Genomic DNA, 16,483 nt, shown 5'->3' with positions numbered 1-16,483 from the left:
ACGAATGGCGGAGTTGCCGATACTGGTCGTGGAAGACGACGTCGCCTTGCGCGAAGCGCTGGTCGATACGCTCGAACTGGGCGGACTGCAGGTGCTGACGGCCGGCGACGGCGAGGAAGCGCTGAGCGTGCTGCGCCACGAGGCAGTAGGACTGGTGCTGTCCGACGGACAGATGAAACCGATGGACGGCTACCGGCTGTTCCACGAGATTCGTCGCCGTGCGCTGCAGGTGCCGTTCATGCTGATGACCGCCTATGGCGCGGTCGATCGCGCCGTCGACCTGCTGCGTGCCGGCGCCTGTCACTACCTGACCAAGCCGTTCGAACCCGACGTCCTGCTGGCCGAAGTCAATCGCCACCGGATGACCCTGCCGGCCGACGAGTCGCAGCCGCCGGCCGTGGTCGCGGTCGCCAAGGCGTCGCGCGATGTGTTCGAACTGGCCCGCCGCGTCGCCGCCAGCGAGGCGACCGTGCTGATCAATGGCGAATCCGGCGTCGGCAAGGAAGTCATGGCGCGCTTCCTGCACTGCCACTCGCCACGCCGGCTAGCGCCGTTCATTGCCGTCAACTGTGCGGCCATCCCAGAAGCACTGTTCGAGTCGACGCTGTTCGGCCACGAAAAGGGTGCCTTCACCGGGGCGGTGGCAACCTACCAGGGCAAGTTCGAGCAGGCACAGGGCGGTACGCTGCTGCTGGATGAAATCTCGGAAATGCCACTGTCGCTGCAGGCCAAACTGCTGCGCGTGCTGCAGGAGCGCGAGCTGGAACGCGTCGGCGGCAGCCGTACGGTCAAGCTCGACATCCGCATCCTGGCGACCACCAACCGCGATCTCGCCGGCGAAGTCGCGGCCGGACGCTTCCGCGCCGACCTGTACTATCGCGTCAACGTGTTCCCGCTGACCCTGCCGCCGCTGCGCCAGCGTCGCGCCGACATCGTGCCGCTGGCCGAAAACATCCTGTGCGGACTGGCCCGGCGCTCGAAGCGGCTGTCTCCGGGGCTGTCGCAGGCAGCCATCGCCAAATTGACCGCCTATGACTGGCCCGGTAACATCCGCGAACTGGAAAATGTCCTGCAGCGTGCGGAAATTCTTGCATGCGGTGAGGAAATTGACTGCGACAGCCTGCATTTCACACTGGTGCCGGCACCAGCAACTACTGTTGTAGAGCTAGGGCAAATACTCAAGTCCGAGATTGTCCGGACGAAATCCTCAGATGAGGCTGAGACTCAGGGTATTCGCAGTCTGGAAAAACAGTACATTCTGGACACGCTGCAGGCCGTGAACGGCGTGCGGCGCCTGGCGGCGGAACGACTGGGCATCAGCGAACGAACCTTGCGTTACAAACTGGCCCGTTGGCGCGAAACGGGCGATGTCGAGACCAGCGAACCGGCTTGCGGCGGCGACCGCGGAGAGAATCAATGAACAATATTCAAGGTATCGATCAGTTGCTGGGCGAACTGCGCTCTGCTGCCGCGATGGCCAGCGGCAAACCGGCTGCTGCACCGGCCGCGCTGGATGGCGCAGGCAAGGCTGTCGACTTTTCCGACATCCTGAAGCAGTCGATCGACAAGGTTGCCGAGACCCAGGGCACCAGCGTCGACATGCAGAAGCGCTACGAACTTGGCGATGAAAGCGTCAACCTGCATGACGTAATGCTGTCGCTGCAGAAGGCCAGCCTGTCGTTCCAGACCATGGTCCAGGTGCGCAACAAGCTGGTGACCGCCTATCAGGAAGTCATGAACACCCAGATTTGATGTAACGAAAACCGGGCAAAGCCTCCGCGTTCCCGTTCTGCGTCGGTCTCCGTGTACTGCGCGGTTTTTCTGTGATCTACCTTTTCCTGCCGGCCGGCTCGGCTGGTGGGTCCGGAATTGTCTATCTCATGGCCGAATTGGCTGGTTCGCCTCCCCCTCCCTCCATGCAGACGCGTGTGCGTGAAAGCATGGCGCGTTATCGCGATTTGCCGCCGAACAAGAAAATGCTCTTGCTCGGTGGCCTCGCCGCCATTTTTGCCGTCCTGCTCGGCAGCTACTTCTACATGCGCGAACCGGCCTACAAGGTGCTGTTCAGCAACGTGTCCGACCGCGATGGCGGGCAGATTACCGAAGCGCTGCAGAAGCTGAACGTGCCGTACAAGCTGACCGACAGCGGCGTGATCGAGATCCCGTCCGCCCGCGTCTATGACACTCGTCTGAAACTGGCGGCGCAGGGGTTGCCGAAAGCCTCCGGCGTCGGTTTCGAACTGATGGACAACCAGAAGTTCGGTATCAGCCAGTTTGCCGAGCAGGTCAACTACCAGCGCGCCGTCGAAGGTGAACTGGCGCGTACGGTCGAGTCGCTGGACGTGGTCGAGCACGCCCGCGTTCACCTCGCCATCCCGAAACAGAGCGTATTCGTGCGCGAACAGCAGCCGTCGACCGCGTCGGTGATGCTGACGCTGCGCCCCGGCTTCATCCTCGATGCCGGGCAGATTGCCGGGATCCGCAACCTGGTGGCGTCCGCGGTGCCGGGGTTGTCGCAGAAAAACATCACCATCGTCGACCAGGAAGGCAACCTGATCTCCAAGCACCCGGATCTGGATGACGGCCTGTCCGGCCTGTCGCGCCGCCAGCTCGACTATGTGCGTCAGGTGGAGCAGGGACTGACCAAGCGCATCGAGGCCATCCTCGAACCGATCGTCGGCGCCGGCAACGTGCGCGCCGAAGTCACCGCCGCGCTCGACTTCTCCGAAACCGAGCAGACCTCGGAAAACTTCAACCCGAACACCCCGCCGAATGCGGCTGCGATCCGCAGCCAGCAGACGTCCGAATCGTCCACGCGCGTGACCGATCCGCAGGGGGGCGTGCCGGGCGCGCTGTCGAACCAGCCGCCGTCGGCCGCCGCCGCGCCGATCACGCTGCCGCCGGGCACCCAGGCCGGACTGATGCCGACGCCGGCCAATGGCCAGGCGGCGCAGCCGCCGCTGAAGAGCAGCAAGGACAACACGACCAACTACGAGCTTGACCGCACCATCCAGCACGTCAAGCAGCCGGTCGGCTCGATCAAGCGCGTGAACGCCGCCGTGGTCGTCAACTACAAGCTCGCTGCCGGCAAGGATGGCGTCGAGCGCCCGACGCCGCTGTCGGACAAGGAAATCAAGCAGATCCAGGATCTGGTTCGTGAAGCGATGGGTTACAACCAGACCCGTGGCGACTCGCTGAACGTGGTCAATGCCAGCTTTGCCGCCACCGGTCCGGAACGGCTGTCGCTGCAGGATCGTGCCGTCGACTACGTGACCAACAACCTCAGCGACGTGCTCAAGTACGGCTTCCTGCTGCTGGTGGTGCTGTACCTGCTGTTCGGCGTGGTCCGTCCGGTGGTGCGCGACATCATCCGGCCGAAGGAAGTGCCGCTGCCGCCGGGCATGGAAGGGGCGGAAGTCGATGCCGACGGCGTCGCCATCAGCAGCACCGACAGCGGCCTGCCGAGCGACGACCCGGTCGAAGTGGCGCGCCGTGAATACGAAATGGCGCTGGAATCTGCCCGACAGGTCGTGCGCAACGATCCGCGCATGGCGGCCCAGATCATCAAGGAATGGGTGAGCAACGATGAGTGATGCGGGTATCCGGCGCAGTGCCGTGCTGCTGTTCAGTCTCGGTCAGGCGGATGCCGTCGAGGTGTTCAAGTACCTGGGGCCGAAGGAAGTGCAGAAGATCTCGACGCTGATGACGCAGATCAGCAACCTTGGCCGCGACGAGATCATCCAGGCCGCCCAGCTGTTCAAGGACGAAGCGCGGATGCGCGCGTCCATCGACTCGTCCGACGAATTCCTGCGCAGCGTGCTGACCGAGGCGCTGGGCGAGGACAAGGCCTCGAACCTGCTGGACAAGATTACCCAGGGCAACGACCACACCGGCATCGAAAGCCTGAAGTGGATGGACCCGTCCAGCGCGTCCGACCTGATCCGCAACGAGCACCCGCAGATCATCGCCACCATCCTGGTTCACCTGGACCCGGACCAGTCGAGCGCGATCCTGTCGAACTTTACCGAGCGGCTGCGCAACGACGTGCTGCTGCGTATCGCCACACTCGAAGGCGTGCAGCCGCAGGCGCTGCGCGAACTGAACGACGTGCTGACCCAGCTGCTGTCCGGCTCCGACCGGATCAAGAAGAGCGCCATGGGTGGCGTGCAGCTGGCGGCCGAAATCCTCAACTTCATGGGGGCGCAGGTCGAAGGCGCGGCGCTGGGATCGATCCGCGAGCACGACCCGGATCTGGCCCAGCGCATCCAGGACAAGATGTTCGTGTTCGAGAACCTGTGCGATATCGACAACCGGTCGATCCAGGTGCTGCTGCGCGAAGTCTCCAGCGAAAGCCTCATTACCGCCCTCAAGGGCACCAGCGAGACCCTCAAGGACAAGATCTTCAAGAACATGTCGTCGCGGGCCGCGGAAATGCTCAAGGACGACCTGGAGGCCAAGGGACCGGTCAAGGTGTCCGAGGTCGAGGCCGAGCAAAAGGAAATTCTCAAGATCGTTCGCAAACTGGCCGACGACGGCCAGATAGTGCTGGGCGGCAAGGGTGGCGAGGAAGGTGTTGTCGAATAAGCCCGTGTCAGGCGAAGACGCTGCGTGGCAGCGTTGGGACCTTCGCCCCATAGAACCCCCGGCCCCCCCGGCGTTTCTGACGCCGGCCAAGGCCCGCGCGCGCCTGAATCCGGTCGCGCCGGAAGCCGTGGCCGAGCCGGAACCGGAAGTCGTCGACGAACCGGAAATCGATCCGCGCGGCGTCGACGTGCCGACCGAAGAGGTCGACATCGAGCCGGAAACGCTGTCGTCGTACCCGACCGCCGCCGAACTGGAAGCCATTCACCAGGAAGCATGGCAGGCCGGTTTCGAGGCCGGTCATGCCGAAGGTCTGGACAAGGGCCGCGAAGAAGGCAAAGTTGCGGCACATGACGAACTGCGCCCCGAGCTGCAGGCCGAACTGGCGCTGCTGCAGGCGCTGCGCACACGGCTGGAAACCTCGCTGACCCAGCTGGAGTCCGACCTGGCGCCGCAACTGCTGTCGCTGGCGCTGGAATGTGCGGACCGGCTGGTTGGCGCGCACGTGGCGGCCTGCGAGGATGCCCTGGAACCGCTGCTGACCGGGGCGCTGGCCAATCTGGCCGGCTCGCTGAAGCAGGCCCGGCTGCGCGTGCATCCCGACGACCTGATCGTCGCGCGCCGCGTGATCGAACGCGAGGCGGCTGATGCCAGCTGGCAGTACATTCCCGACGCCTCGGTCGGACGCGGCGGCTGTCTGATCGACCTGCCCAGCGGGCGGATCGACCTGCGCCTGGCCACCCGGCGCGAAGCGCTGGGTGAAGCGCTCGGTGCCGAACCGGTGCCGGGTGACGTCGAGGCGGATCATGTCGTCCGCTGAGACCGGCCAATCCGGCCATCCGTGGAGTGATTACCTGTCCGCCTGCCGCGACACCGTGCGCACGGCGGACCTGTCGCGACCGAACGGCCAGCTGACGCGCGTCACCGGCATGGTGATGGAAGCGGCCGGGCTGCGGCTGCCGGTCGGCGGCGCCTGCTCGGTCTGCCTGCCGGACGGCCGGCGGGTCGAAGCCGAAGTGGTCGGCTTCAACACCGACACCCTGTTCCTGATGCCGGTCAACAACGTGCACGGCCTGATGCCGGGCATTGCCGTCGAACCGCTGATCGTGCATTCGCCGCCGCGCTTCGGCCACAGCCAGGCGCCGTCCGACCAGGCTGGCGGGCGACGGGTGCCGGTCGGCTTCAAGCTGCTGGGGCGCATCGTCGACTCGCTCGGGCGACCGCTCGACGACGGCGGCGAGATCCTGGCCGACGATTTCTATCCGCTGTACTCGCAGCCGGTCAATCCGCTCGACCGCGACCCGGTGCGCGACAGCATGGACGTCGGCGTGCGCGCCATCAACGGCCTGCTGACGGTCGGCCGCGGCCAGCGTCTCGGCCTGTTCGCCGGCTCCGGTGTCGGCAAATCGGTGCTGCTCGGCATGATGGCCAAGTACACCCGTGCCGACGTGGTCGTGGTCGGGCTGATCGGCGAACGGGGCCGCGAGGTCAAGGACTTCATCGAAGCCATTCTCGGCGAGGAAGGCCTCGCCCGTTCGGTCGTGGTCGCCGCGCCGGCCGACTCACCGCCGCTGATGCGCCTGCACGGCGCCGCCTATGCGACCGCGCTGGCCGAGTACTTCCGCGACCAGGGACTGGACGTCCTGCTGCTGATGGACTCGGTGACCCGCTATGCGATGGCCCAGCGCGAAATCGCCCTGGCCATCGGCGAACCGCCGGTCACCAAAGGCTATCCGCCGTCCGTGTTCGCCAAGCTGCCGCAACTGATCGAGCGGGCCGGCAACGGCCGGCCGGGCGGTGGCTCGATTACCGCGTTCTATACCGTGCTGTCCGAGGGCGATGACCAGCAGGACCCGATTGCCGACAGTGCACGGGCCATTCTCGACGGCCACTTCGTGCTCAGTCGCCGGCTGGCCGAATCCGGCCACTATCCGGCCATCGACATCGAACAGTCGATCAGCCGGGTCATGGCCGACGTCGTCCCGCAGGAACACCTGGACGCCGCCCGCCGCTTCAAGCAGTTCTATTCGCGCTACCAGCGCAACCTGGACCTGATCAGCGTCGGTGCCTACGTGCCCGGCGCCGACCGCCTGCTGGACGAGGCCATCCGCCTCGAACCGGCCATGAATGCCTACCTGATCCAGCCGGCCGGCGAGGCCAGCGACTTCGAGACCTCGCTCGCCGGGCTGGTGCAGGTCACGGGCCAGTGAGCCCGGCATGAACAGCCGTTACGCACTGCTGACCCGGCTGGCGACCGATCGCACCGACGCCGCCGCCAAACTGATGGGCCAGGCACAGCAGCGTCTGGTCCAGGCCGGGCAGAAACTCGCGCAACTGGAGCAGTTTCTGGCCGAATACCGCATGCAGCGCATCCAGCGTGCCAGCACCGGCATGTCAGCCGTGCAGTGGGCCGACTATCAGCGCTTTCTCGAACGCATCGAGACTGCCGTGAATGCCCAGCGCGAGGAACTGGTTCTGCGCGAGGCGGAGTGCGAAGCCACGCGCACCCGCTGGCTGGCCGAGCGCAAGAAACTGAAGGCATTCGAAACCCTCGACGAGCAGGCCGCGCAGCGCGAACAGGCGGTCAAGGCGCGGCGCGAGCAGAAGCTGACCGACGAACTGGCCACCCGCGGTTTCCGCCGTCCACGCTAGGCCGCGACTGGAATTCCGGATCGTTTCTTGCGCCGCATGGCGCATTTTTTCAGGCATGATTCTTGCATTGCTGTTGTCTGTTGTGTACCTAACCTTGGGCCTGCCTGCCATGAGTATTTCGCTTTCCACCCCGACCGTCGCCCAGGCGCAGTCTGCCGCCAGCAGCAAGACCGCTTCGGCAGGAAAAGGACCGTCCACGCCGGACAACACGTTCACACAGCTGGTCGACGAACAGATCGCCGTGCTCGACGGCAAGGGCAAGACCGACAAGACCACCGTGGTCGACGAGGCGGACAGCAAGACCGGGGAGCCGGACGGCAAGGACGTCCGTCCCGATCCGGCAACACTTGCCGCCATGCTGGGCGCGCCGGTGCTGACCGAGCCGGTCAAACCGGTCGTCGACACCGCGGTTGGCGAGCAGGTCGTGGCTGCCAGCGACGACGGTCAGGCCGACCTGCGCCTGACGGGCAGGGACGAGGGCGCCGCGGTCGTGGCCGCCAGCGGTGACAGCGAGGAGAATGCCGCCCAGGCGGCCGACCGTGCCGCTGTGGCGGCGCGCAATGCACAGGGCCAGGCTCAGGTACCGGCACAGGACGGCGGCAAGACCGTCCAGGATGCTGCCGCGCAGCGTGCTGCCGCCACCACCGCTGCCGCGGGCCGGGCTGCGCAGCCCGGCACCCAGGGCGTGGCAAAAGCCACGCTGGACGAAACCGCGCCGGTCGAGAGCAAGCAACCGGTGGACTTCGGCAGCGAACTGCAGGCGGCGGCCCGATCCTCCGGTGCGGCCACCGTCGCCAGCGCCGCCACGCCGCAGCAGGCGGCCTCGGCACTGGCCCATATCGCCAATGGCGGACAGACCGCGCCGACTGCCGCCGCTCCGGCCCCGCTGGCACTGCAGATGCAGCAGCCGGTGACCAGCCCGCAATGGGGCCAGGAGCTCGGCCAGCACGTCGCCCTGCTGGCGCAGCACAAGCTCGACGGGGCTCGCCTGCAGATGAACCCGGAAAAAATGGGGCCGATCGAGGTCACGCTGAAGTTCGGCGCGGAAAATCAGTTGACGCTCAATTTTGTCTCCGCCGTGCCGAATACAAGGGATGTACTGGAACAGAACCTGCCGCGCCTGGCGCAGCAACTGGCCGGGCAGGGCATCCAGCTTGCCGATGCGCAGGTGTCGAGCGGGCAGCGCGATCAGCAGAGCGCGTCGTCATTTGCGCAACAGGGCGGGCAGTCCTCGTCCGGCCGCGGCGACGGCAGTTTTTCGCTGGATGGCAATGCCGGCGCGGGGGTGACGACAACAGTTATCCAGCCTGCGACCGGCAAGGATGATGGAAGAGTCAGCGTATTTGCGTGATACGCTAGTCGGCAAGCGACAATTACGCGAAAATACGTATTTACAAATCTTTACAGGTATTGCACATGGCATCTTTGGCAGAAGCTCAACCGGCAGCGGGCGGTAAAAAACTAATGCTGGTCATTGGCGCGCTGGTCGGAGTTGTCCTGTTGCTCGCTGGCGCTGTCGGCTATCTGTTCCTGGCGCACGGCAATGGCGAAAGCAAGCCGAAGGCTGAAGAAGCCGCCGCCGCGCCGGTCGCGCCGACGTTCAGCAAGATCGACACCTTCGTCGTCAACCTGTCCGATCCGGGCACGATGCTGCAGACCGAACTGCAGGTCGAACTTGGCAAGCCGGGCGACGCCGAGCTGATCTCGGCCTACATGCCGCGCATCCGCAGCAACCTGATCCTGCTGCTGTCCAGCAAGACCTCGGCCGATGTGGCCACGGCCGAAGGCAAGGCCCGGCTGAAGGCGCAGATCCGCAGCGTCATCAACGAGTCGCTCGCTGATTCCGGCCACGCCGACGTCGTGCGCTCGGTAGTATTCACGTCCTTCATCGTTCAGTTGCAGTAATCATGTCCGACGACATCCTCTCGCAGGAAGAGGTCGACGCGCTGCTGCGCGGCGTTACCGGCAACGACAACGATGTCGGCGACGCCAGTTCGCCCGATGTCCGCAATTACGAGATCGGGCGGCAGGAACGCATCGTGCGCGGCCGGATGCCGACGCTCGAAGTCATCAATGAGCGTTTCGCGCGCAACCTGCGTATCGGCCTGTTCAACTTCATCCGCCGCAACGCCGAAATTTCGGTGGGGCCGGTCAAGGTCCACAAGTACAGCGAGTTCATCCGCAACCTGGTGGTGCCGACCAACCTCAACCTGTGCCACGTCAAGCCGCTGCGCGGGACGTCGCTGCTGATTTTCGATCCCGACCTGGTGTTCCTGATCGTCGACAACCTGTTCGGCTCCGACGGTCGCTACCATGTGCGGGTCGAGGGGCGCGACTTTACCGCGACCGAGCAGCGCATCATCCGCAGACTGCTGGACGTGGTGTTCAACGAGTACCAGAAGGCATGGGAACCGGTCTATCCGATCGAGTTCAACTACATGCGTTCCGAAATGAATACCCAGTTTGCCAACATCGCCACGCCGACCGAAGTCGTGGTGTCGATGACCTTCCGCATCGAGCTGGGCGCGGGCGGCGGCGACTTCCACGTCTGCATGCCGTACTCGACCATCGAGCCGATCCGCGACGTGCTGTCGTCGACCATGGCGGCCGACCGGACCGAAGTCGACAACCGCTGGGTCAACCTGCTGTCGAAACAGGTGCAGATCGCCGAGGTCGAGCTGGTTGCCACGCTGACCGAAACCGAGGTCGCGCTGGGCGACATCCTGAACCTGAAAGTGGGCGATGTGATCCCGGTCGATATCGCCTCGACGGTGGTGGCTGACGTGTCCGGCATCCCGGTGCTGGAGTGCGGTTATGGCACCTCCGGCGGTCAATACGCGCTGAAGGTCGAAAAAGTCCTGGCCGGCGCGCAGGAACTGAGTGAACAAGCGCTGGCTCATGGCAGTTGAGTGGCGAGCAATCCGACGCAAACGAGATCGATAAGACATGAACGACGAAGTGACGATGGACGATTGGGCCTCCGCAATGGCCGAACAGCAAAGTGCCACCGACGCGCCGCCTGAAGGCGAGGCTGCGGCCGCGCCGGCAGAAGCGGCTGGCGGCGCACAGCCGGCCGCCGGGCTGTTCCAGGAGTTTTCGCCCGCGACACAGCAGGCCGCCGGTGGTGCGACCAACCTGGACATGATTCTCGACATCCCGGTCAGCATGACCGTGGAACTGGGGCGGACCAAGATTGCCATCCGCAACCTGCTGCAACTGGCACAGGGCTCGGTGGTGGAGCTCGACGGCCTGGCCGGCGAACCGATGGACGTGCTGGTCAACGGCTGCCTGATCGCCCAGGGCGAAGTCGTGGTGGTGAACGACAAGTTCGGTATCCGCCTGACCGACATCATTACCCCTGCCGAGCGGCTGCGCCGTTTGCAGAAGTAGCACCATGCGCCTGACGCCCGTCGCCGCCGCCGCAACGCTGGCGGCGGTTTCGCTGTCGGCCCGCGCCGCGGCGCCGGCCGCCGCCATGCCCGGCCCGATCGGCGGGCTGGTGCAGGTCGTGCTGGCCCTCGGTCTGGTTCTCGGACTGATTGCTGCACTGGCCTGGCTGGTACGCCGGTTGAACCAGGCGGGACTGTCCGGTGGACGCGCGGTGCGCGTCGTCGGCGGCACGCTGCTTGGCGGGCGCGAACGCGTGGTGGTGGTCGAGGTGTCCGGTCGCTGGCTGGTGCTCGGCGTCACGCCGCAGCACATCAGCCTGCTGAAGGACATGGAACGCCCCGACAACGCCGATACGCCTCCTCCTTCCCTTGCGGACGGCAACTTTGCCGCCCGTCTCAAAACGGCGATCGAACGTCTGCAACGAACGCCTTCCGACCGAAAAGCATGATGGTTTCCCTTTTGTCCTACTGTCGCCGGGCGCTGCTGCCGCTGGCGCTATGGTTGCTTCCGGCAGCGGCGATGGCGGCAGGCGGGCTGCCGCTGATGAATTCCGGCCCGGCGCCGGATGGCGGTACCCAGTACTCGCTGTCGCTGCAGATGCTGCTGTTCCTGACCGGGCTGACCTTCATCCCGGCGCTGCTGCTGATGATGACCGCGTTCACCCGCATCGTGATCGTGCTGTCGCTGCTGCGCCAGGCCATCGGCCTGATGCAGGCGCCGCCTAACCAGGTGGTCATCGGCCTGTCGCTGTTCCTGACCCTGTTCGTCATGGCGCCGACCTTCGACAAGGCCTACAAGGACGCCTGGCTGCCGTTCTCCGAAGACCAGATCAGCATCCTGCAGGCAGCGGAGAAGGGCGCGGAGCCGTTCCGCGAATTCATGCTGCGGCAGACGCGCGAGAAGGACCTGGCCTTTTTCATCGAGATTGCCCGCGAGGACAAGCCGGCCACCCAGGCCGACGTCAGCCTGAAAACGCTGATTCCGGCCTTCGTGGTCAGTGAACTGAAGACGGCGTTCCAGATCGGCTTCATGGTGTTCATCCCGTTCCTGATCATCGACCTGGTCGTGGCCAGCGTGCTGATGGCGATGGGCATGATGATGGTGTCGCCGACCATGATCTCGCTGCCGTTCAAGCTGATGCTGTTCGTGCTGGTCGACGGCTGGACCCTGCTGATCGGCTCGCTGGTGCAGAGCTTCTACATAAAGTGAAGGTGCGGACATGACGCCGGAAATGGTCATCAACCTGGTCCAGAATGCGCTGTTCATCCTGATTATCGTCGCCGCGCCGATACTGCTGGTCGCGCTCGGCGTCGGCCTGCTGGTCAGCGTGTTCCAGGCCGCGACCCAGATCAACGAAATGACGCTGACCTTCATCCCGAAGCTGCTGGCCATGTTCCTGGTGCTGGTGCTGGCGGGACCGTGGATGCTGCGCACGCTGATCGAATACACCACGCGCCTGCTGGCCAGTATTCCCAGCATGATCGGCTGACGTGCTCGAACTGACCGACACCCAGATCGGCCTGCTGCTGTCGACCTATCTGTGGCCGCTGTTCCGCATTACCGGTTTCCTGCTGGCCGACCCGCTGTTCGGCACCAAGCAGGTCCCGCGCCGGATCAAGACCGTGCTGGCGATCTCGCTGACGGTGCTGATTGCACCACTGCTGCCGCCGATGCCGGCGGTGCCGGTCGTCTCGGGCGAGGGCGTGTTCATCATCGTCCAGCAACTGCTGATTGGCGCCGCCATGGGCTTTACCATGCGGCTGGCGATTACCGCCGTCGAGGTGTCCGGTGCCATTATTGCCATGCAGATGGGCCTGGGCTTCGCCATGCAGTTCGATCCGGGCTCTGGCGCCCAGGTGTCGTCGGTCTCGCGGCTGCTGACCCTGTTCACCTATCTGATCCTGCTGGCCATCAACGGTCACCACGTCATGCTCGGCACCCTGGTGGAAAGCTTCACCCTGCTGCCGGTATCGCTGGCACCGCTGCCGGCGATGAGCCTGAAAATGCTGGCCGGCTGGGGCGGCACCATGCTGGCCCTCGGCCTGTGGCTGTCGCTGCCGCTGGTGGCGGCGCTGCTGATCGTCAACCTGTCGGTCGGGGTGATGACGCGCGCCGCGCCGCAGTTCAACATTTTCAGCTTTGGCTTCCCGATGACGCTGACCATCGGCTTCGTCGTGCTGTACCTGTCGATCCCGCTGCTGGGAACGGCGCTGGAACAGGTCTACCTGCAGGCCTTCGTCCTCATGCGTCAACTGCTGCTGCCGCAGACTGGCAGCGCCCCGTGAGGCGGTGCTAGAATCCGTACCAGACCCCGCACCGACGCCTCTGTCGCCGCCGGTGCTCACCGATATCACCCGTCTGAACCCGCCTGCGGCGGGTTTTTTCGATCTTCACGAGGTTACACATGGCCGGTCACAGCAAATGGGCGAACATCCAGCACCGCAAGGGTCGCCAGGACGCCAAGCGCGGCAAGATCTTCACCCGACTCATCAAGGAAATCACCGTTGCCGCCAAGATGGGCGGCGGGGATCCGACGGCCAACCCGCGCCTGCGCCTGGCGGTGGAAAAGGCCAAGGGCGAGTCGATGCCCAAGGACAATATCGAGAACGCGATCAAGCGCGGCACCGGCCAGCTCGATGGCGTGACCTATGAAGAAATCCGCTACGAAGGCTACGGCATCGGTGGCGCTGCCGTCATGGTCGACTGCCTGACCGACAACAAGACCCGCACCGTGGCCGACGTTCGCCATGCGTTCTCGAAGTTCGGCGGCAATATGGGCACCGACGGCTGCGTGGCCTTCCAGTTCACGCATTGTGGCTACCTGGTGTTCGCACCGGGCACCGACGAGGATGCGCTGATGGAGTCCGCGCTGGAAGCCGGCGCCGACGACGTGGTCACCAACGACGACGGCTCGATCGAAGTCATCACGCCGCCGTACGAGTACGCCGACATCAAGGAACGGCTGGAAGCGGCCGGCTACAAGACCGATATCGGTGAAGTGACCATGCGCGCGCAGAACGATACCGAACTGACCGGCGACGACGCCGCGCGCATGCAACGGCTGATCGACGCGCTCGAAGACCTCGACGACGTGCAGGAAGTCTATACCAGCGCTGTCATGGACGAATAAACCCGTCCGCGCAGGAAAAAACGGCGATGCATCGAATGCATCGCCGTTTTTTCTGCCTGTGAAGCGTGGCGGGTGAGGCGGGAATGGCGTGTTCGCGAACCCCGTTGTCAGCCGGGCGTGCACCGACGCTGCGGTTACCCTTGCGCCTTCTCCATTTGCCGCTGTCTGGCCGCAAGAATCACGCCGAGCTTGTCCGCCGGCTGCCAGCCGGCCGGCTTCAGGATCTTGCCGTCGTCGCGGCGAACCATGTGGCCATCGACGCACTTGGCCATATTGGCGGCGTGGATCGCATCGGCCATGGCATCGATCGGCAGCCCCTGGGAAATCATCAGCCCGACCAGCACATTGATTGCGTCGCAGCCCTCGGCGCAGAACTCGGCCTGGGCCGCCGCCAGCGCGTCGGCGTCATTCGGGTCGACCGCGCGATAGTGATCGATCGCCTCGCGCAATTCGGCCAGCTCTTCAGCCAGCATGGTTTCCCACATCGGCAGCTGTTGCGGGCGGAAAACCGGCGACTGCGGCTGCGGTTCGCCGGCGGCGGCCATGAAGGCATGGCGATCGGTGACGAAACGGTCCCGGCTCATGCGCACAGCCCCGCGAAAACGTCGAAGTAGTCAGGGAAGGTCTTGGCCACGCAGCGCGGATCGTTGATGCGCACCGGTACCGCAAAGCTGGCCAGCGAGAAGCACATCGCCATGCGATGGTCGTCGTAAGTGTCGATGGCGGCCTGCGGCGTCAGTTGTGCCGGCGGAGTCACGGCAATGAAATCGTCGCCGGACTCGACCGTGGCGCCCAGCCTGGTCAGCTCGGTGACCATGGCCGCGATGCGGTCGGTCTCCTTGACCCGCCAGCTGGCGATCTGCTCCAGCCGGGTGGTGCCGTCGGCAAACAGCGCGGCCACTGCCAGCGTCATCGCCGCATCCGGAATCGCATTGCAGTCCAGCGTGACCGCCCGCAGCCGGCCACCGGCCGGCGCCCGCGCCTCGATCCAGTCCGGACCCATCTCGATCTGCGCGCCCATCTGCGCCAGCGCGGCAGCGAAGTGGACATCGCCCTGGATGCTGTCGCGACCCACGCCCTCGACCCGGACCGGACCGCCGCCGATGGCGCCGGCGGCCAGGAAGTAACTGGCGCTGGACGCGTCACCTTCGACATGGATCTCGCCGGGGCTCACATAGCAGCTGCCGGCCGGTACGGTAAAGCGGGCGTAACCGTCGCGCACGACCGTGACGCCGAAGCGGGCGATCAGGTTCAGCGTCAGGTCGACATAGGGGCGGGAAATCAGCTCGCCGATCACCTCGACCGTACCGCCGCCCACCAGTGGCAGCGCCATCAGCAGCGCGGACAGGAACTGGCTGGACACATTGCCGTTGACGCGCGTGGTGCCGCCGGCGGCGATGTCGACCGGATGGATGTCCAGCGGCGGGAAGCCGGGCTGGCCGGGATAGTCGATCCGGGCACCGAGTGCGGTCAGCGCGTCGACCAGATCGCCGATCGGGCGCTCATGCATGCGCGGCACGCCGTGCAGGTGGTAATCGCCACCGGTCAGCGCCAGTGCGGCGGTCAGCGGCCGGAAGGCGGTGCCGGCATTGCCGAGGAACAGATCGGCGCGCCGGACCGGAAAGCGGCCGCCGACGCCATGAATCAGGATATCCCGCGTGCCGGACTGCGGCGAAAGCGCGACACCCAGTGTCGTCAACGCGTCGAGCATGCGCTCGGTGTCGTCGGCGGCGAGCACGCCACGGACCAGAGTGTCGCCACTGGCCAGTGCGGCCAGCAGCAGGATGCGGTTGGAGATGCTTTTCGAACCGGGAAGGCATACGGTGCCTTGTGCCCGGTCACGAACGGACAGATCGAGAAATTCCATGCGGGAGAGGGGAACCAAGCGTTGAGTCGGATGCCGAACGCTAGCACACCCGCCCGCCGGCGTGGGAGCGACGACGCCATAGTCATGCCGGCGGATTGTGCAGCGCAATGAAAATGCGCTAGCATTTCATACGTTTGCAGCCGGATGCGTCCGGCTGTTTGTCATTTGCTGCCGGTATCCAACCTTACACATGTCTGCACCTGTCATTACGCTCGATGGTCCGTCCGCCTCCGGCAAAGGCACCGTGGCTGCGATGGTCGCGCTTCGCCTGGGATTCCACTACCTGGATTCCGGTTCGCTTTACCGTCTGGCTGCGCTGTACGCCGTCCGCCACCAGATCCCGCTGGACAACGAGGCCAAGCTGGCGATGGCCGCCGTGCGGCTGCCGATCGCGTTTCGCGACGGCCGGGTCTGGCTCGAGGACATCGATGTCACCGACGAGATCCGCAGCGAGGACATCGGTCTCTGTGCGTCGCGGATCGGCGCCCTGCCGGCGCTGCGCAGCGCGCTGCTGCAGCGCCAGCGCGACTTTCGCCACCCGCCCGGTCTGGTGACCGACGGTCGCGACATGGGCTCGGTCGTGTTTCCCGACGCCACGCTGAAGGTTTTCCTGACCGCCAGTGCCGACGAACGGGGCCGCAGACGCTATAAGCAGTTGATCGGAAAGGGCGCGTCTGCTAATCTCCAGCAGATTCAGCAGGATATTGCCGACCGTGACGAGCGCGATGCCGCCCGCCCGGTGGCACCGCTCCGGCAAGAGCCCGACGCCCGGTTGCTCGACACCACCCGCCTGACCATTGACGCTGCCGTCGATCAGGTCATCGAGTGGTATCGCGCCATCGCGCCGCGGGCATGATTTTTTT

General features: G+C 65.2%; 19 protein-coding genes. 17 read left to right on the top strand and 2 right to left on the bottom strand.

The window, feature by feature from the left end; all coding sequences use genetic code 11:
* The first annotated feature begins 4 nt into the window (after window positions 1-4).
* The 16 genes from ACYVG8_RS01175 to ACYVG8_RS01100 all read left to right on the top strand — a co-directional run bounded on the left by ACYVG8_RS01175 (window position 5) and on the right by ACYVG8_RS01100 (window position 13,753).
* Window positions 5-1,420, top strand: a complete 1,416-nt coding sequence (locus ACYVG8_RS01175) for a sigma-54-dependent transcriptional regulator (RefSeq protein ID WP_028497665.1) — start codon at window positions 5-7, stop codon at window positions 1,418-1,420.
* The gene (gene fliE, locus ACYVG8_RS01170; protein ID WP_028497666.1) at window positions 1,417-1,752 is read left to right on the top strand and encodes a flagellar hook-basal body complex protein FliE; all 336 of its coding nucleotides are present in this window, start codon (window positions 1,417-1,419) and stop codon (window positions 1,750-1,752) included. The genes ACYVG8_RS01175 and fliE overlap by 4 nt, the downstream gene beginning before the upstream one ends.
* Window positions 1,753-1,928: 176 nt before the next feature.
* On the top strand, window positions 1,929-3,593 hold the full coding sequence (gene fliF / locus ACYVG8_RS01165) for a flagellar basal-body MS-ring/collar protein FliF (protein WP_331637541.1): 1,665 nt from the start codon (window positions 1,929-1,931) through the stop codon (window positions 3,591-3,593).
* Window positions 3,586-4,584: a flagellar motor switch protein FliG gene (gene fliG / locus ACYVG8_RS01160; RefSeq protein WP_028497668.1), complete on the top strand. Its 999-nt coding sequence runs from the start codon at window positions 3,586-3,588 to the stop codon at window positions 4,582-4,584. The genes fliF and fliG overlap by 8 nt, the downstream gene beginning before the upstream one ends.
* A 4-nt stretch (window positions 4,585-4,588) precedes the next feature.
* Entirely contained in the window at window positions 4,589-5,401 is an 813-nt protein-coding gene (locus tag ACYVG8_RS01155; RefSeq protein ID WP_169735623.1) for a FliH/SctL family protein, read from the top strand.
* Window positions 5,388-6,791 carry a flagellar protein export ATPase FliI gene (fliI, locus tag ACYVG8_RS01150; protein WP_084299694.1) on the top strand — a complete coding sequence of 468 codons (1,404 nt, stop codon included), beginning with the start codon at window positions 5,388-5,390 and terminating at the stop codon, window positions 6,789-6,791. The genes ACYVG8_RS01155 and fliI overlap by 14 nt, the downstream gene beginning before the upstream one ends.
* A 7-nt stretch (window positions 6,792-6,798) precedes the next feature.
* Window positions 6,799-7,233 (top strand): flagellar export protein FliJ, encoded by a 435-nt coding sequence (gene fliJ, locus ACYVG8_RS01145; protein ID WP_107889405.1) that lies wholly within the window; start codon window positions 6,799-6,801, stop codon window positions 7,231-7,233.
* A gap of 109 nt (window positions 7,234-7,342) precedes the next feature.
* Complete coding sequence (locus ACYVG8_RS01140) at window positions 7,343-8,584, top strand: flagellar hook-length control protein FliK (protein WP_158537403.1); 1,242 nt, start codon at window positions 7,343-7,345, stop codon at window positions 8,582-8,584.
* A gap of 113 nt (window positions 8,585-8,697) precedes the next feature.
* Complete coding sequence (locus ACYVG8_RS01135) at window positions 8,698-9,138, top strand: flagellar basal body-associated FliL family protein (RefSeq protein WP_460744916.1); 441 nt, start codon at window positions 8,698-8,700, stop codon at window positions 9,136-9,138.
* A 2-nt stretch (window positions 9,139-9,140) separates the two neighbouring features.
* Window positions 9,141-10,142 (top strand): flagellar motor switch protein FliM, encoded by a 1,002-nt coding sequence (gene fliM / locus ACYVG8_RS01130; protein WP_028497673.1) that lies wholly within the window; start codon window positions 9,141-9,143, stop codon window positions 10,140-10,142.
* Window positions 10,143-10,179: 37 nt separating this feature from the next.
* Window positions 10,180-10,623, top strand: a complete 444-nt coding sequence (gene fliN, locus ACYVG8_RS01125; RefSeq protein WP_028497674.1) for a flagellar motor switch protein FliN — start codon at window positions 10,180-10,182, stop codon at window positions 10,621-10,623.
* 4 nt (window positions 10,624-10,627) lie between these two features.
* A complete protein-coding gene (gene fliO / locus ACYVG8_RS01120; RefSeq protein ID WP_051528587.1) occupies window positions 10,628-11,071 on the top strand; it encodes a flagellar biosynthetic protein FliO in 444 nt (147 codons plus the stop codon).
* Window positions 11,071-11,832, top strand: a complete 762-nt coding sequence (gene fliP / locus ACYVG8_RS01115; RefSeq protein ID WP_051528588.1) for a flagellar type III secretion system pore protein FliP — start codon at window positions 11,071-11,073, stop codon at window positions 11,830-11,832. Before fliO ends, fliP begins: the two co-directional genes overlap by 1 nt.
* Before the next feature lie 10 nt (window positions 11,833-11,842).
* Window positions 11,843-12,112 carry a flagellar biosynthesis protein FliQ gene (fliQ, locus tag ACYVG8_RS01110; RefSeq protein ID WP_460744914.1) on the top strand — a complete coding sequence of 90 codons (270 nt, stop codon included), beginning with the start codon at window positions 11,843-11,845 and terminating at the stop codon, window positions 12,110-12,112.
* A gap of 1 nt (window position 12,113) precedes the next feature.
* Complete coding sequence (gene fliR, locus ACYVG8_RS01105) at window positions 12,114-12,908, top strand: flagellar biosynthetic protein FliR (protein WP_028497677.1); 795 nt, start codon at window positions 12,114-12,116, stop codon at window positions 12,906-12,908.
* A 119-nt stretch (window positions 12,909-13,027) separates the two neighbouring features.
* The gene (locus ACYVG8_RS01100; RefSeq protein WP_028497678.1) at window positions 13,028-13,753 is read left to right on the top strand and encodes a YebC/PmpR family DNA-binding transcriptional regulator; all 726 of its coding nucleotides are present in this window, start codon (window positions 13,028-13,030) and stop codon (window positions 13,751-13,753) included.
* A gap of 134 nt (window positions 13,754-13,887) precedes the next feature.
* On the opposite strand, the gene ACYVG8_RS01095 is transcribed toward ACYVG8_RS01100, so the two are convergent.
* Together ACYVG8_RS01095 and aroA are read right to left on the bottom strand one after the other, a co-directional pair.
* On the bottom strand, window positions 13,888-14,337 hold the full coding sequence (locus tag ACYVG8_RS01095; RefSeq protein ID WP_051528589.1) for a nucleoside triphosphate pyrophosphohydrolase family protein: 450 nt from the start codon (window positions 14,335-14,337) through the stop codon (window positions 13,888-13,890).
* Window positions 14,334-15,620, bottom strand: a complete 1,287-nt coding sequence (gene aroA / locus ACYVG8_RS01090) for a 3-phosphoshikimate 1-carboxyvinyltransferase (protein WP_107889407.1) — start codon at window positions 15,618-15,620, stop codon at window positions 14,334-14,336. The genes ACYVG8_RS01095 and aroA overlap by 4 nt, the downstream gene beginning before the upstream one ends.
* A gap of 190 nt (window positions 15,621-15,810) precedes the next feature.
* Here aroA and cmk point away from each other — a divergent pair, with 190 nt between their 5' ends.
* Entirely contained in the window at window positions 15,811-16,476 is a 666-nt protein-coding gene (gene cmk, locus ACYVG8_RS01085; protein ID WP_028497681.1) for a (d)CMP kinase, read from the top strand.
* Window positions 16,477-16,483 lie beyond the last annotated feature (7 nt).

The organism is Microvirgula curvata (assembly GCF_054781615.1).
This window is presented reverse-complemented; position numbering and strand designations above follow the sequence as displayed.

Excerpts from the sequence above, each read along its gene's own strand:
- ACYVG8_RS01100 (WP_028497678.1), top strand. The coding sequence starts at position 13,028 with ATGGCCGGTCACAGCAAATGGGCGAACATCCAGCACCGCAAGGGTCGC.
- fliM (WP_028497673.1), top strand. The coding sequence starts at position 9,141 with ATGTCCGACGACATCCTCTCGCAGGAAGAGGTCGACGCGCTGCTGCGC.
- fliP (WP_051528588.1), top strand. The coding sequence starts at position 11,071 with ATGGTTTCCCTTTTGTCCTACTGTCGCCGGGCGCTGCTGCCGCTGGCG.
- ACYVG8_RS01095 (WP_051528589.1), bottom strand. The coding sequence starts at position 14,337 with ATGAGCCGGGACCGTTTCGTCACCGATCGCCATGCCTTCATGGCCGCC.
- fliJ (WP_107889405.1), top strand. The coding sequence starts at position 6,799 with ATGAACAGCCGTTACGCACTGCTGACCCGGCTGGCGACCGATCGCACC.
- fliO (WP_051528587.1), top strand. The coding sequence starts at position 10,628 with ATGCGCCTGACGCCCGTCGCCGCCGCCGCAACGCTGGCGGCGGTTTCG.
- ACYVG8_RS01140 (WP_158537403.1), top strand. The coding sequence starts at position 7,343 with ATGAGTATTTCGCTTTCCACCCCGACCGTCGCCCAGGCGCAGTCTGCC.
- fliE (WP_028497666.1), top strand. The coding sequence starts at position 1,417 with ATGAACAATATTCAAGGTATCGATCAGTTGCTGGGCGAACTGCGCTCT.
- cmk (WP_028497681.1), top strand. The coding sequence starts at position 15,811 with ATGTCTGCACCTGTCATTACGCTCGATGGTCCGTCCGCCTCCGGCAAA.
- ACYVG8_RS01135 (WP_460744916.1), top strand. The coding sequence starts at position 8,698 with ATGCTGGTCATTGGCGCGCTGGTCGGAGTTGTCCTGTTGCTCGCTGGC.
- fliN (WP_028497674.1), top strand. The coding sequence starts at position 10,180 with ATGAACGACGAAGTGACGATGGACGATTGGGCCTCCGCAATGGCCGAA.
- aroA (WP_107889407.1), bottom strand. The coding sequence starts at position 15,620 with ATGGAATTTCTCGATCTGTCCGTTCGTGACCGGGCACAAGGCACCGTA.
- ACYVG8_RS01175 (WP_028497665.1), top strand. The coding sequence starts at position 5 with ATGGCGGAGTTGCCGATACTGGTCGTGGAAGACGACGTCGCCTTGCGC.
- fliI (WP_084299694.1), top strand. The coding sequence starts at position 5,388 with ATGTCGTCCGCTGAGACCGGCCAATCCGGCCATCCGTGGAGTGATTAC.
- fliQ (WP_460744914.1), top strand. The coding sequence starts at position 11,843 with ATGACGCCGGAAATGGTCATCAACCTGGTCCAGAATGCGCTGTTCATC.
- fliG (WP_028497668.1), top strand. The coding sequence starts at position 3,586 with ATGAGTGATGCGGGTATCCGGCGCAGTGCCGTGCTGCTGTTCAGTCTC.